Origin of the sequence: Desulfogranum marinum (genome assembly GCF_963675105.2) — a bacterium.
GTDB lineage: Bacteria > Desulfobacterota > Desulfobulbia > Desulfobulbales > Desulfobulbaceae > Desulfogranum > Desulfogranum marinum.
Window position 1 is genome coordinate 974,234 of the sequence record NZ_CAXXRO010000002.1, and the last position, 15,669, is coordinate 989,902.

The window sequence follows — 15,669 nt, forward strand, 5'->3', positions numbered from 1 at the left end:
ACACCTCAAATTCAAGTGGTCAAGGTTCGATAAATTTCCGGCATAAGCATCGGTAGCTTCTTCAGGTTATCCACAAAAATATAGTTTGCAGTTCCATACATATGGCTAATATACGATTGCGCCTGTTCATCAATGGTAATGCAAAATGGATGAATACCGGCAGCCTGTGCTTCAAACAACGCGTGCCGCGTATCCTCAATGGCATAGTCACCCTTATAATCATCATAGTCCTGTGGCTTGCCGTCGGAAAGTACAACCAGTAAGCGTAAGGTAGTATCAACTTCCTCAAACAATGATGACATATGCCTGATGGCAGGCCCCATGCGTGTGTATTCCTTCGGTGAGATACCAGCTATACGCTGCCTTATTTCAGGGCTGTACTTTTCATCCAGAGCCTTAACAGGGAAGATCTCACAGCCTAGACGACATCTCCCGGAAAAGCCATAGATCCCATACCTGTCATTGAGCATCTCCATGGCCTCACTTATTAATATAAGCGCTTCCTTTATAGAGCGACCAACCCAGCCTTCGGTGGAACTGGACATGTCCACCAAAAATAAAACCGCGATATCACGGCTATCGGGTAGCAGACGAATAAACAGATTATCAGAGGGGCTACAACCAGCCTTTGCGTCCGCTATTGATTCCACTACAGCATCAAAATCGATATCATCTCCTTCCTTTTGCCGATAGACATATCTGTTTGCAGTTTTCAACATCTCAAACTGTCTTTTCAGCATTGCTATCTGATACTGATACCGACTTAAGGTTGCCTCAACAAAGGAGGACTGTACCTGGGGAACAGGCTTTTCATTAACAATGCACCAGTCTTTGCGATACCCCTTGCGACGATAATCCCACTCATCATATTTAAATTGCACACCTGCCGATACGGTTTCATCACCCCTTTTACGAGGCATGCCCCTGTTCTGGTCGGCTTCCATGACTGCGCTATTCACGTAATTGAGAGGAAGATGCCCCAGGTCATTAATAATTTCCTCGGTGAGTTCGCTAAGCTCTTCAGTAAGTTCGACCTCTTGATCTCCGACAACAATATACACAGGTTTTCCAGCTTGATTCTGTTCTTGCGGCTCTGTTTTCAGAACAGCTTCCTGTTCCACACCAGCAGAATTGCCGGCAGTGCTTTCTTCCGCACCATCCTCATTCGCTACATCGTATTCTAAAGAATCAGCCAGATAGGAAGAGAATGTTTCAATAAACTGTTGCTGCTGTATTTTTCGTTGTTTTTGTATGGCTGCCATTACCTCTTTAAGACGCAACTCCCCTTGAAAAACAAGGGGATCTCCATCAATTGAATAGAGCTCATCTTCAGCAGCCACAAGCACAGCGATATCCCTTGCGGCACGTTGACTGGTTGTACGTACAGCCGACTTGCCTTCACATTGCTCTACCCAGTGGCCAATACGCTGCATAAGGCGTGAATGCACTTCATCGAATCCAACTCCACCAAGCAGCCTTTTTTGTAGATAGGGGATAAGGTCTGTTGTGTTAACAGTATCAGGTAGATCGCGTCGCAACTGAGAAGCAATACAGGTAAATGCTTTCATGAGCCCCGGCAATTCTCGGCGCAGAAAAGCAAGGGTCCGTACCATTTCAAAAAAATGATACAGCTGCATAAGGGTCAGTGGATCTGAACCGGATGTGAAAAAATCCTGCAGTGGATGGATAGTTTTTGCCGGTGTATTTGAGTAGCCGCTGATATTCAAGGTGCCTACCTGTAGGGATGCCCACTGATAAGAAACTATAAACTTGTAGAGAAGAAAAGCATCATTGTCATCCTCGAGCAAATCCAATTCCCAGGGCACGAAAATAGAATGAGTGTCTGTATAGGTTGTGCCGGAGGCAATAAGGGGTAGTTCTCTACCAGCAAGCCCATTAAGATACAGTTGCAAACGTCCGTGCACATCATCGAGCCGCAGCCCTTGTTTACCATGCAGTCGAGCACTGGAAAATCGCACTGTTTCTATACGGGCCAGAACAAAATGCAAACCTTTTTCCTCATACTGCCCCAGCATTTCTTTTACCCATGTATCGAGATTGTCCGACGTGATGTAAGGTATCGCTTTATGCACGTTTGCCAAATACGCAAAGCACAAGGAGTAAGAAACAGACCAAAGAGCAGGAACCTGCTGTAAAATATCGTTTACAATATTTTCCTTTTCACCTACAAGCGGCTGAAGGCTTTCTTCTACATCCATCTCACTGGGTATGCTCGGTGCTACCAGCTCGTAAAACAATTCGCTTAGTTCGGTTATATCCATAGCTATAAAAAAGAAGTTGGTTATTTTGGCGAAAATACCGCCGGCGCAGGATGCACTCTCTCTGCGGTGGAAAAAAGACTGTGCGCGGGGCGAATTCTCTCACGAAAAAAAAATCACCTTTTCCTGCAAAGGAGAAGTAGTTATTTAAATTTTCTCACCATTTTAAGCAACATACATAACATTTCCACAAAATAATCTCCCAGCCGTTTCTTGACTTTTTTCTCAAATGTGTTGCTGCTCTTATTCTGGAGTGTCACAGACACTTGAATTCTGTTCACCCATTCCAAGCAATCACTACCTGGAATTTGCGCCGGTTCGCGTCTTAGCCCTACCGAGACTTTGCTACAAGGGAAATCAAAAGCAGGCCAATCAAACCCGTGCCCTACCCCAATGTGACACCTCTTCGATAACACGACAAAATCCATTACCACCCTTGCTCCTCCCACATATAAAAAACGAAACAATCTCGACCTTGACAGACGGCTATTCCTCCATTAACGATAGAATGTGTCGTATGTAATACTTTTAAATAATAACCAAATGTTAGAGGCAGAGAGCGGACGCACACCGGCACATAAAATCTGTGCGAATGTCCGTCCTTTTAAGTACGAAGCGACAGCCGATCTTCTCTCACGGCAGAACGATTGTCTCTCTTCCCAACACTTAACCCGGATTTTCGGATAAACCATTGTGTCAATTTGTTCCATTGCAAACAATTTCAACATGTTGAGGACAAGTAGATGGAATTATAAATGTTCACAATGTTCACCCAAGGCCATCTGCACTGATAATAGATCCGGGTTAAACAGTGCTCATCCACCTGAATCGAGGAGGTTTGCTATGTTATGGAAACAATTTTTTACTCCGGTCACTTCAATTGACGCCAATCAGGCCAAAAAACTGGTCCTAGACGAAGGGGCCGATAATGTCACCTTTCTGGATGTTCGTCAGCCTAAGGAATATATGGCAGGCCATATTCCAGCCTCTCACCTCATTCCCATGGGAGAGTTGGATAAAAGATTAGGGGAACTTGACCCCAACAAACCGGTGGTGGTGTACTGAGCCATTGGTGGTCGCAGCCGGGTAGCTGCGCAGATGATGGCAGGTAAAGGCTTTACACGAATTTACAATCTGAGTGGTGGCATTAAGGCATGGAACAGCGAGGTAGCCGTTGGCCCTCCAGAGCTTGGCCTGGAGCTCTTTGACGGCGCGGAGAGCGCCGAACAAACAATCATTGTCGGCTATGGCCTGGAGCAGGGTTTACGGGAATTCTATCTCGATATGCAGCAAAATGTCGATGACAAGGAAGCGAAAGAATTGTTCCAAATGCTTGCCGATATTGAACTGCTGCATCAAAAACAACTGTTGAAACTCTACGATCAAGTGACCGGCACAAGCATGCCTGAAGATACATTTGAAAAAGAAAAGGTACAACCAGCCATGGAAGGCGGGTTGACGACAGCACAATACCTGGAACGTTTTAGTCCTGACCTTGAGTCAAAACTGGATATTCTTTCCCTCGCCATATCCATAGAAGCACAGGCGCTGGATCTCTATCAGCGGGCTGCAGACAAAGCTGATCAGGAAGACGTCAGTTCGATTCTGCGGCATATCGCCAATGAGGAACGCACCCACATAAATAAATTGACTCAATATCTCGACGCAATGGCATGAGGTGAAAAAATGGCAAAAAGAAGACTAGTGCTCATAGGCGGCGGCCACGCCCACATGGTCACCCTAGCCAATATCCGCACGATTGTAGACAAGGGGTATGACGTCACCGTTATTCAGCCCTCAACCCATCACTACTACTCGGGCATGGGACCAGGAATGTTGGGAGGAACCTATCACCCCGATGACATTCGTTTTGCCACTCGCAAGGTAGTGGAAAGTCAGGGCGGCACTTTTGTTAAAGATAAAGTGGTTTCTATTGATCCTGAAAAACAGGTGGTTCGGCTTGACAATTCGGACGAGGAGGTTGGATATGATGTCCTCTCATGCAATGCAGGTTCCTCTGTTCCACGTGACATCATACACGCAGATAGCCCGGAAATTTTTACAGCCAAACCCATTGAAAGCCTTTTCCGGGCACAGGAAAAGATCCTTTCCCTGAGTAAAGAGCGAGCTCTTAACATCGCCATTATCGGTGGAGGACCTTCTTCAATAGAGATTGCCGGGAATGTGCAGCAACTTGGTCAGCGCCAGGCACTCCACCAACCGCATATATCCATTTACACAGGTAGAGAAATAATGGTCGGCAAGCCTGCAAAAATTAGAAAACTGGCCTTGGCATCGTTGACAAAGAGGGGTGTAAAGGTGCTGGAAGGCAACTATGTCAAAAATATCGACCAAGGCATAATCCACCTGGAAGATGGGACCAGTCACCCTGCTGATATTATTTTTCCTGCAGTTGGCGTGCGGCCGTCTCCTATTTTTGCCGATTCAGGCTTGGCTACCGGGCCTGATGGCGGGCTGCTGGTTAATCGTTTTTTACAGTGTCCTGCATATCCCAATATCTTTGGTGGCGGTGATTGTATTTATTTTGAACCGGATCCATTGGATAAAGTCGGTGTCTATGCTGTCCGCCAAAACCCGGTATTATATCATAACCTGATGGCCGGCCTTGAAGGGGAAGATCTGGAGGCCTTTCAGCCGGGCGGTTCTTACCTGCTCATCTATAACCTGGGCAACGATGAAGGGGTTTTCTGCAAATGGTCGGTTATTTTTGGCGGTAAGCTTGCTTTCAAGATTAAGGATTATATTGACCGCAAATTTATCGAAAAATTCCAGACTATTGAAAAATAACACTTTAGCAAAATGCAGGTTTTTTCCGGTTATCCTGTAATAAAATGGGACAGCCGGTTCCTTATTAATTGCTTATCCCTATCGACCTGATATAAAAGAGTCAGAATAAAATAACCTCGAAAATTTCAATTAACTCTACCCCTTTTTTCCTTGATTCAATAAAAAGGAAAGAATAATACAATTATTCAACCGAATTCGTTGAAACTCGCCAGTTAAGTCATCCTTCGCCCAAAAAACTCTGAAGGCAAGTATCTCATGAGTAATTCGTCAAAAAATTCAGAAAAGCTCGCCATAGAGAAACAAAAAACGTTTCGTTTTTTGATGACCATAGTCGCCCTGCTGCTCCTGGCAGGCGTTGGCTTCTACGTGCTGCTCAAAGGGACCGAAAAAGGTGGTTCCGGCAAGGTAGCGGTGGACTTCACAGAGGGGAAGTTCAGCCTCGCCTTGGAGAAACCTATTGTTGACCAGATAGCCATAGGTACATCCAAAACAGAAGGTGCTGGCGATACAATTCAGTTTACAGAGGGCTTGATCACAAACCAAAATATTGTTGACCAGATCACCACTCTGGGATCGACGAGTCCAACCGCTTTCTCTGGCAAAAACTTTATCAGTAACGATCTACGTTGCCTTTTTTCCGTGCAGCACCCTGATCAATGGCAGATTCAGTATAATCCGGCAGGCCTGCAAAACTCCTCAGTTCCAGTGTATACCATCTTTAACCAAGAGGGATCTCACCTCAACATTGGAGTGGGATCGATACCACCCAATGTTAATATCCAGCAATTTGTTACGTTGAACATCCAAGCCATGCTGCAGACAGGGCAGCTGTGGCAGCCTCCGCAAATAACCTACGATTTCCCTTCAGAAACCGCTTTTGCCGTTTTTACCAATCCGCAGACAGGGGGAGAGTCATATCAAAAAGTTATAATCAATAGAGCCAGCAACCGGGTATTTATCGCTTCAGCAAATTACAACCATATGATTTCTCACCCGGAAGGTATTCAGGATTTGACCAACATGATAGCCACATTCACCACATTCTGAGCTCCGTATCTCACATCTCCCCATCAGCTTTTGCTTCCCCCACAAAAAAAAGCACCTGCAGCAAACGCTGGAGGTGCTTGATTAAAATCAAAATGGTCGAGATATCAGCAACAAACCCTTTTACACCTCATTCAACTTTCGTTGCAATATGTTTTTTCTTGTTTCCCGGGAATGGCCTGCGACGCTACAGTCTGTGCATCCTGCAAAAGATGTACATCCCGTTGCGGGAATGGAAAAGATAAGCCCTCAGCATCAAAACGTTCTTTCACTATTCGGGTGATATCCCAATAAACCTCCCAATAGTCCTCGGTCTTTACCCATGGGCGGCAGATAAAATTCACAGAAGATTCCGCCAGCTCATGCACTTGGATATTTGGTTCAGGAGTTTTCAGTACTAGTGGATGCTTATCGACAATATCCATCAGCACTTTACGGGCAAGGTCGATATCATCGTCGTAGCCTATACCAAACACAAGATCTACCCGGCGCTGCTTGCTACCGGTAATGTTGATGATGATATTGCCCCAAATTGAGTTGTTAGGTACAACCATGATCTGGTTATCGGCAGTGGTGATGGTGGTGGTTACCAGGTTCATGGAACGAACCACCCCCATAACACCTGCTACATCAACAAGATTACCGACATCAAAAGGCTTATACAGCATGATCATGATACCGCTTGCAAAATTGCTCAAGGTATTCTGCAAGGCAAAAGCAACAACAAAACCGGCGGCACCAATCAATGCCAGCAATGGACCTATATTGATTTCCAGAGCAGATAGTCCAAAAATCAAACCAATGATAAATGTAACCCGCCGCACGGAGTGAACAACAAAATTGCGCAACAGGATAGAACTGTTTTTAGCGATGCCAAATGCTTTTTCAGCCAATTTGCCAAGAATCAATCCCAGAACCCAAAACGCAAACACGGTAGCAATAAACGCAACAATGTTTTTCGCCCAGCGAATACCTCCTTCATCTGATTGCACCCACCCCATAACAGTAGCCCAGGCAGCTTCTTTGTCTGAGACATCGACCTTGATACCGCCTACGGAATCCATATATAGCCTATAGGGAACAACTATTTCGTTATCTTTTCCCTCTGGTGTTCTGCCAAGCTTGGCGTTCAACTCATCAAGCACTACACCGAGTCGATCGATGAGACCGGTGCGCTCGTCTCGAAGAGCTGCGACTGTATCCAGAATCTTACTTTTAAGTTCTGCCTCGGTATCAGCAACCTTATCCATTTCAGTACTAATTTTGGCGAGCTTTTCAGCATCATTCACCATTTTTTCAGTGGAATCTATGACTGCCTTCTTAATCTCTTCCTGCGTGGTTTGCAGCGCCTGCTTGGCATCATCTGCGGCGGCTATCATTTGTTCCGCTTTTCGGGTACGATCGACGTCTTTCCCCTCTCCGCCTGCTGCCTCTGTTTGCTTGGCAACCTCGGTAACGGCTGTGGTTAAGGCCTCCGCTTCCTGGGCTGCTTTGGAAGCTTTCGCTAAACCTGGCGACTGATCCTTTGCAGGAGCTTCTTCACCTGCTGCTTTAAGCGCTATTTTCACTGATTCATCCTGGGCAACCTCTTGAGCCTTGGCCTTGGCCTCCTCAATTTTTGCCACCACCGCTTCCGCAGCTTGCTCTGCCTTTCCAGCTGATTCCACAGCTTTTTCAGCAGCCTTTCCTGTTTTATCCTCCACGGCATCCTGAACAGCTACCTTTACTTCATCCAGGCTCTCCTTGGCTGCCTCAATCTCTTTTTTTACTTCTTTGGCTTTTTCAATCTCTTTATTTTTTTGTTTAACGGCAATTTCCGCTGCACTGACTTCCTCGACCTTTTTCTTCAACAAGTCAAGCCAAGCATCGGCTTCACTAATCAACTCATCTTTTTTCAGCGGCTTAACCAGCAACTCCAACTCATCAACGGGAATATCTATATTTTTGGTGGTAACGGCTTTAGGCGGTGGATCATCTTTGGGTTTGGCTTCTTTGGCCAAACTCTCCGTGATCAAAAACATACTTGCAATCAGCAGGGAAATTGATAACCAGAGCCAACACTTTCTAGGTTTTTCCATTGCTCATTCTCCGTAATTTTTCATTGTAAAATCATTGCATAACCACAGTACTGTTAACCAAATCAGCTTTAATAAACAAGCAAATAAGGTCATTTCATAATACTGCTGATAACAAAACAAAAATAAAGGATGCAGCAGGGGGAAATAAAAAAATCAACGTTCAGCAAAGCTATCACCACGCTCTTTTAAAAATAATCACCCCTCTCTCTCATTTTCACATTTCTTTCATATTTCTTGCGTTATTACGGAGTAAAAGTCTCAGTGTGAAAAGAAGAAAAGATTGCTTGTTTTTGGATAACCAAAAACTGCATACTCACCATTTAATACGGTAGCAAATTGTGCTACCACAACACCCGGAGCCGTGAACAATGAAAAAACCAATTATCAGCAAAATCCCCCTCACGCTTTGCAGTTGCCTTGCAATACTCCTTTTATGCTTCAACGTGGCACCGGCTCAAGAGACTGGTCTACCCAAGAGGAGCGCCGACCATGACATAGTGATGAAGCATCTTTTGAATTTAAGTAGTGAACAAATTGAAGCAATCAAGACAATTCGAAACAGTTATAAGGAGCAAATGATCAAAGAACGAGAAAACATTCGTAGAGCCAAACAAGCATTCAGACGGACAGCAGAGAGCAGTAATGATGTAGCAGCCATTCATACGGCATATGCTCCAGTAGCTGAGGCAATGAAAAATATGGCTGTTAGCCGCATACTAATGAAAAAAGAAATCGACAATGTACTCACTGCCCAACAAATTGAAAAAGCACAAGCAGTGCGCGCAGAGCTTCTCAAAAACAAACCCAAACAACCCCCTATTGTAAGGCCTGAATGGGAATAAGCCCCCAAGACGCATGAATCCGCCAGACGATGGATTTGCCATTTTCTTTATTTTTCCAGCGTAGGGCAACCGTTTGCATCATCGTCATTATGACCCATCATTTTTTCTGATTACGTACAAAACTTAGCCAATTATCTACCGAAACAGACAGGGGACTGATTTTATTTCTCTTTTAAACCCGGGAGACAGATCGAAGACTCCGATCTGTCTCCCGAGTCCCCCAAAAAAAATGGCTGAGTTTCATGGGTAATCAGATTATTTTTTAAACAAAGGAGCATACCTTCCATGGCACTAGAAAACAGTGGCCGGCCAAGCGGTTTCCACACACCTTCACCCGTTACCGTTATTATTATGTTTCTTCTCTTCCAGCTCATCCTTCTCGGCGGCCTGCCATTGCAAGCTGCCGCAGCGCACAAAGGAGGGAAAGATGAACATCGTCAGACAAAAGAAGTAAGTCTAAAGAAAATTATGGAGACACTTACAAATAAACTGGAGCTTAACCAGGGACAAATTGCTGAGGTTCAGCCAATAATGAAAAACTTTTTAACGCAATCTAAGCAATTACAAGAGGAGGCTATGGGTGGCCGACATTCGGGTAAAGGAGGAAATTCCGGAAAACAGATGGCTACCTTGGTTCAAGAAACCATGGATCAAATTGACGTCTTTCTCAATGAGGAACAATCTGAAAAATTTAAGGAACTCGTTCAATCGCTTACGAGGAAAGAAGGATTAAAAAAATTGTTTAGTTGAGCATAGAATTACTCCACCTCACCCAATGGGAAAGCAAAAGGGCTATTGGTCGACAAAAAGTAAAATGATGAAGCAGCAGGCCTATGGGTTTTTAGTAATGAAGATATCAAACTATCATCCCATGACCTGCACAGCTCCGTACAGGCGGTTGTTTATTGCTATACCATCCTGATAATAAGCAGGTTTACGCACCCAATAAGAAATCCGAGAAGAGCCCCAAAGAGATTGATATACTTGAACTGTTCTTCCATGATCGACAGCAGCAGACGTTCCAGTTTGAGTAAATCAAGTGAGTTTACCTTTTCGGTAACCAATTCACTAATGTTCAACGAACCAACCAGGCCGGGCACCTCTTTTAATAACATAGTATTGGTGGTCAACACCACATACTCGGTCAACCCTTTTTGCACGCCTTGAGGTACAACCGCATGTAAAGTACCAACCGGTCTTTCCAAAAGGACATCTATGGCTCTATCGGTAAGAATATGGAGTATATTTTCAATATTTGCCGACTGCAGTAGCTCCACACTTTGTCGTGCAATCAGATCACGTATCTCTCCAGCTTCCCCACCTCCATATATCTGCTTGCCAAGGGCATGTAATGTGAGCTCACCCTGCTCGCACCACCCTTCAAGGGTTTCTTGCAGTATACTTCTCTCGCCCTTACCAGGCACGGAATACATAGCTAAGACCTGCTCTGCTATGCCGTCACAGAGCCCTTGCACACTTTCTTCCCCTGCTTGATCGAGCAGCTCGCCAAGGGGACGATCCAGCACTGCATCCACCTGCGCACACAGGACGCCTGCCAAGTGGTCATTCAGGGTCGGTTCTTGTAACCAGCCGACAATATCATCTTCTTTATCAGTGAGATACGCATCAACAGTACTTTCCAGCGAATCCATATCAATAAAGCCGCGTGCCATCGCTCCCATGGGGCCAAGCGATTCAATAAAATGATCGACCCCGCCTAAAATTCCAGTAATAATTCGTTCACGGATAAAGGGTTCTGAAAGCTGACGCCCTAATTGCTCCAACAACGCCGGGGTGTGCTTGCGTATTGCGGCATGAAGCAGCTCAAGGACCTGCTCCGGCAGTTGGTCTTTGAGCGTTTGCTCCTGGTCTGCTTCCGCCTCGATCCAGCATCTTATAAAGGCAGAAAGCCTGGAGGAAGTATCCGGACTTGCAAGAATGTTTTGCACCACACTATCCAGCACATTGTACAAGGTAGTTCTTGCCTCTGGAGCGATGAGCTGATTTATCTTTTTATCGCCCATGGCATCGAGCCGTTCCACGATAAAACCGTGTACCTGTCCTTGCCATTTTTCGCCGGCAAGAAACGTCCCAAGACCAACACCTAAGCGGTACTTCATGGTTTGCACCGCGACTTTAAAATAGGATTGAAACCGTTCAGGGATAAATGAAGAAACTGGGCCGAGCTCTGTTTTCAAAACTGCTTGCACACGTGTATCGACTAAAGAGTAAAGGTGCTCCTGAAAAGGCTCCCTGGAAAGAGCTGTGCCTATTTCTTTGCTTGTCAGCAGGTGTTCGCCAACCATCTCACCTATATTTTCGGCAAGTTCAGCTCTTTTAGAAGGGATAACCCCAGGGGTCATCGGCACCCGAAGGCCGAATATGTGCCACGCTTTAAGCGGCCTGAAAAGCATCCGGATAGCTATCCGGTTGGTAAGATAGCCGATAAAAGCACCGATGATCGGTGGACCTGCATAGGTGGCAAAAAAAAGGACATCTGAATATTGCATTTTAACAAGCCTGCATAAAAAGGGAGAGTAAGAGGTAAAAAAAAAAGGAAAATGTAACCAATTAACAACGAATTATATCGATTATTTCTCCAGGATGATTGACAAGATATTTGGCACCATTTTGCTGAAGTTCTTCAATATCTCTGAATCCCCACAACACGCCAACACTATCGAGTTGGGCACCGACTGCTGTCTGCATGTCCACAGCAGTATCACCGACATAAAGAATCTCGCTCGCCTCCATCGCTTCTGCCGCCAGCTCTTCAATTATTTCCAGTGCACCTGCCGGATCCGGCTTTTTTGGAACCTGGTCACGCTGCCCTAGTACAGGCTCAAAATGCCATTTTGGTAGTAATGAATCCACACACACCCTGGTAAACCCGTCGGGTTTGTTGGAAAGAATACAAATTTTAACGCCCATCAAGGTCAGTTCATCCAGCATCTCCGCAACTCCGGGGTACATTTTTGTTTCCACAGCCCAGTTCCGCGCATAGTCTTGTTTGAAGTATTCTATTGCTTGGGCCAGGACGGCAGGTGTCCTATGGTGTTCCGGCAAAATACGCTCAACAAGGCTTGCCATGCCATCACCCACGAAATAACGATATGCTTCGGTTGGATGTGGGTCAAAACCAAGTTGTTCCAAAACTTTGTTCCCTGAATTGGCCAAATCGGCAAGTGTATCAAGTAAGGTACCGTCCAGATCAAAAATAACTGCTTTATAGCGCATCACGTCTTCCTCTATAAAAACAAAGCAAGCAATCTCTCAATTGTTTGACACTTTTTTTAATAACCCTTTTTTCCCAAAAACTAAGAATGTGTTTCGTTGCTGTTCTATTAGTCGATACATGCCCATAGGCCTACGTTAAAATTAAACCTAGGCCATTCGAAAAATGGACTGAAGCCTACCCAACGATTAACATCACCAGCCATATGCAAAGCCATCTTATACCAGTCCGTGAAGGACCGCGTAAATATTTTTTGTACCGTTGCTGCAGGATTTCCTGCATTTTTTTAAAAGTACATTAACAAGAGCGGCACTGCGGCAAAAGTGCTCAATTCGGCTGCCGTTTTTTGGTTTTTACTGGGAAAAACAGGGTAGCTAAGCTATATATGCATCACAAGACGGTGTGTAGGATGTCAGGACACAGCCCTCAATAGAAGAGACCTGTATACAGCAAGTCTTGAGCAAGCACCGGCCAAAACATGCAAATTCAATCACTTGAAATAAAACCAGGCATCGATGGAGCAGCAAGAACAGGCCCCAAATATCATAATTGATCTTATCAAGGTCACGAAACTCTATACTCCTGATGTGCATGCACTGACAGATATCACCTTTTCCGTCAACAAGGGAGAGATGATCTTTCTCACCGGCAGAAGCGGCGCCGGCAAGACAACACTACTCAAGCTTATCAGCAAGGTCGAAACCCCGACCAAGGGCATGGTGGAGGTAGACGGCATTGACATAGCAAAAATACCGAGACGCAACCTGTATTCCCTGAGAAGAAAAATAGGTATGGCCTATCAGGATTTCAAATTACTTCCTGAACGGACTGTTGCGGCAAATATCGCTGTTTCCATGGAAGTTGTTTACCGAAAAAATTCTTTTATCATCAAGCGTACCAGAGAACTGCTGGAACAACTGGGACTGCAATCAAAAATAAATACCCCGGCGGCTGAGCTTTCCCGCGGAGAACAGCAACGAGTTGCCATTGCCAGGGCAGTTGCCAACTATCCGGAAATTATCCTTGCCGACGAGCCCACAGGAAACCTCGACGCTGAAACAACCGGGCGCGTGATGTCACTTTTTCATGATCTCCATCAACAGGGAGCGACCTTGTTGATCGCAACCCATGATATGTCGATCTACAACGACCAACATAGAGTTATTCAACTCGAGTTTGGTCAGCAAAACAGCTACCAAGCGTCTGGATCAGATATTTCAACACAAGCCACCAACTATTAGCGTCTGTCCATGAGTCTTCTATCATCAGCTTTTCGTCATACCGGGCGCAACATGCTCCAGACCTGGAAATCACAGGTCATGACCCTGTTTACAGTCTCACTTTCCATCTTAATTTTTTCGTTCTTTTACCTCTCGTACTTTAATGCTCTCCATATTGGTCAAGAACTAGGCGATGACCTGCGGCTTATCGTTTATCTTGATGAAGAGCCCTCTCCTCCCCTGCAGGAAGAGTACAGGCGAAAAATTAAAAAATTCGACCAAGTCGAGCAGATTGTTTTTGTCAGCCGTCAGGAGGCTTTTCTCCGTTTTGAGAAGCAACTAGGTGATGACAAAGACATTCTACTTGATATACAACAGGATTTTCTGCCGCCATCAATTGAAGTCTATCCGATTAAAACACTGGACAGCCTTTCGCGGATAAAAAGGTTTTCTGATTACCTCTATACCTTACCTGGTGTACTGAAGGTGCAGTATGGTAAAGACTGGATTGAAAGATTTTACTCTTTTATTCAATTGATGCGCATCATTGTTATACTATCCGGCTTTCTGCTTATCATGACCACTACTTTCATGGTGGCCCACACCATTCGGTTAACCCTGCTTTCCAGGCAAAGAGAGCTCGAACTTCTCCGCCTTGTAGGAGCTACCGACAATTATATTCGCATGCCTTTTCTTTTTGAAGGTGCGTTTCAGGGACTTATTGGTGCGTGCCTTGGCATTGGGGCCTTATACGCACTCTATAACTGGATTATCCTCCAATTTTCCGGCTCCAGCCTTTTTCAACTTTTCCCTTTTTCTTTTCTTCCGCTCCCCATAGTCGCAGTTTTGATTGTTGCTTCAACTTTGCTCTGTAGCTTTGGCAGTTTCTCTTCTGCCCGCAAAACTCTTCGCCTCTGATTAACGATCAATGCACTTTTTCTCATCCGTCCTCATCTTTCTCTGGCTTTGCATGATCCCCAGCCAGTTGCTCGCTCAAAATATCAGTCAAAAACCGATCCAGAGGCACAAAATCAGCATTGGTAAGCTACGCAAGGAAATAGAACGGCACCAGGGGAAGGTGGTCCAGAGCAATAAACAGGAAAAAACCATCCTTGAAGAGCTTGAAGACATCGATGTTCGGTTAGAACAACAGCTGGAAAAGATAGCGTCCATTGAACAGCAGGTTGCCGAGCAGGATGAGCTTATTGAAGCGAGGCAGCAGGAAATCATAGCTATTGACGAGGAAAAGAGTGCTCTGCAAGCCCACTTGACGAACCGGTTACGATCCTTTTATTTCATGGGAAAAACAAATTTTCTCAAGGTAACTTTTTCTCAAAAAAACCTGCCGGACCTGCTCCTTTTTGACGACGCCTTTCACAACCTTCTCATGTATGATCGTGAAGTTTTTGAGGCCTACAGAGAAAAGAAAAACCAGATCCAGGTTGCAAAACAAGTCCATGAGCTGGAAAAATCCGTCAAGATGGATTTTTTACACCAGGCAGAAGAAGAAAAGAAAGCGCTTGATTATATTGCAGCTGAAAAAAACGCCCTTTTAAAACAGACCAAAAACCAAAAAAGTCTCTATGCCCAAGCACTCAAGGAAATGCAAAAAGCTGAGGGCGATTTAACATCCACCATAATACAGTTGAAAAAAAATCAGGAAAAGTTGAACAAGGGCTTTCTCAACAGTAAAGGCAAACTGCCGGCCCCGGTCAAAGGAACACTGCAATCAGTCTTTCAACCAGATGGTACAGGCACAAGTCCGCTGAGTAACGGCATAACCATTAAGACTGTTGACGGTGCCAAGGTGCATGCTGTATATGACGGCAAAGTTATATATGCGGGTTATATGAAAGGGTTTGGTAAAACAATCATCATTGACCATGGTCGGCAGTACTATACGGTTACGGCAAGGCTAGATTCTATCCTGAGTCAAAAAGGTGCTAAAATAAAAAGCAAACAGATGATTGGCACCACCGGTGATATTGCGACTCTTTTCGGCAGGGGAATGTATTTTGAAATCCGCCATGGATCGATACCTGAGGACCCTTTACGCTGGTTACAACCTGACACTTTTCCTCAATAACGGCTGTTTTCCACGCAAAAACAAGCTGCGGGCAAATTTCCGTACATATGGATTGCGTCTCAGGTACATTCCCGTTA

General features: G+C 45.1%; 12 protein-coding genes. 8 read left to right on the forward strand and 4 right to left on the reverse strand.

Annotation, left to right across the window (positions count from 1 at the left end; translation table 11 throughout):
• Positions 1-11 precede the first annotated feature (11 nt).
• Positions 12-2,282 carry a nitric oxide reductase activation protein NorD gene (locus tag ACHZCY_RS05090; protein WP_319548063.1) on the reverse strand — a complete coding sequence of 757 codons (2,271 nt, stop codon included), beginning with the start codon at positions 2,280-2,282 and terminating at the stop codon, positions 12-14.
• 840 nt (positions 2,283-3,122) lie between these two features.
• Between ACHZCY_RS05090 and ACHZCY_RS05095 the strand changes: the two genes are divergently transcribed.
• The 3 genes from ACHZCY_RS05095 to ACHZCY_RS05105 all read left to right on the forward strand — a co-directional run bounded on the left by ACHZCY_RS05095 (position 3,123) and on the right by ACHZCY_RS05105 (position 6,134).
• Positions 3,123-3,956, forward strand: a complete 834-nt coding sequence (locus ACHZCY_RS05095; RefSeq protein WP_205222295.1) for a rhodanese-like domain-containing protein — start codon at positions 3,123-3,125, stop codon at positions 3,954-3,956.
• A gap of 9 nt (positions 3,957-3,965) precedes the next feature.
• Positions 3,966-5,087 carry an NAD(P)/FAD-dependent oxidoreductase gene (locus ACHZCY_RS05100; protein WP_205222294.1) on the forward strand — a complete coding sequence of 374 codons (1,122 nt, stop codon included), beginning with the start codon at positions 3,966-3,968 and terminating at the stop codon, positions 5,085-5,087.
• Between the two features lie 255 nt (positions 5,088-5,342).
• On the forward strand, positions 5,343-6,134 hold the full coding sequence (locus tag ACHZCY_RS05105) for a hypothetical protein (protein ID WP_319548064.1): 792 nt from the start codon (positions 5,343-5,345) through the stop codon (positions 6,132-6,134).
• 131 nt (positions 6,135-6,265) lie between these two features.
• Here the strand turns inward: ACHZCY_RS05105 and ACHZCY_RS05110 are convergent, their stop codons facing one another.
• On the reverse strand, positions 6,266-8,209 hold the full coding sequence (locus ACHZCY_RS05110) for a mechanosensitive ion channel family protein (RefSeq protein WP_319548065.1): 1,944 nt from the start codon (positions 8,207-8,209) through the stop codon (positions 6,266-6,268).
• Between the two features lie 368 nt (positions 8,210-8,577).
• Between ACHZCY_RS05110 and ACHZCY_RS05115 the strand changes: the two genes are divergently transcribed.
• Positions 8,578-9,051 (forward strand): Spy/CpxP family protein refolding chaperone, encoded by a 474-nt coding sequence (locus ACHZCY_RS05115; protein ID WP_319548066.1) that lies wholly within the window; start codon positions 8,578-8,580, stop codon positions 9,049-9,051.
• A 285-nt stretch (positions 9,052-9,336) separates the two neighbouring features.
• Positions 9,337-9,801: a hypothetical protein gene (locus tag ACHZCY_RS05120; protein ID WP_205222290.1), complete on the forward strand. Its 465-nt coding sequence runs from the start codon at positions 9,337-9,339 to the stop codon at positions 9,799-9,801.
• A 158-nt stretch (positions 9,802-9,959) separates the two neighbouring features.
• Here ACHZCY_RS05120 and ACHZCY_RS05125 read toward each other — a convergent pair whose 3' ends face one another.
• Together ACHZCY_RS05125 and ACHZCY_RS05130 are read right to left on the reverse strand one after the other, a co-directional pair.
• On the reverse strand, positions 9,960-11,561 hold the full coding sequence (locus tag ACHZCY_RS05125; protein ID WP_319548067.1) for a DUF445 family protein: 1,602 nt from the start codon (positions 11,559-11,561) through the stop codon (positions 9,960-9,962).
• Between the two features lie 61 nt (positions 11,562-11,622).
• Positions 11,623-12,288, reverse strand: coding sequence for an HAD family hydrolase (locus tag ACHZCY_RS05130; protein WP_205222287.1), 666 nt, complete (start codon positions 12,286-12,288; stop codon positions 11,623-11,625).
• 513 nt (positions 12,289-12,801) lie between these two features.
• On the opposite strand from ACHZCY_RS05130, the gene ftsE reads away from it, so the two are divergent.
• The 3 genes from ftsE to ACHZCY_RS05145 are packed head-to-tail and all read left to right on the forward strand — an operon-like array spanning position 12,802 to position 15,592.
• On the forward strand, positions 12,802-13,527 hold the full coding sequence (gene ftsE, locus ACHZCY_RS05135) for a cell division ATP-binding protein FtsE (RefSeq protein WP_205222286.1): 726 nt from the start codon (positions 12,802-12,804) through the stop codon (positions 13,525-13,527).
• A gap of 9 nt (positions 13,528-13,536) precedes the next feature.
• Positions 13,537-14,424 (forward strand): cell division protein FtsX, encoded by an 888-nt coding sequence (locus tag ACHZCY_RS05140; protein ID WP_205222285.1) that lies wholly within the window; start codon positions 13,537-13,539, stop codon positions 14,422-14,424.
• 52 nt (positions 14,425-14,476) lie between these two features.
• Entirely contained in the window at positions 14,477-15,592 is a 1,116-nt protein-coding gene (locus ACHZCY_RS05145) for a murein hydrolase activator EnvC family protein (protein ID WP_319548068.1), read from the forward strand.
• Positions 15,593-15,669 lie beyond the last annotated feature (77 nt).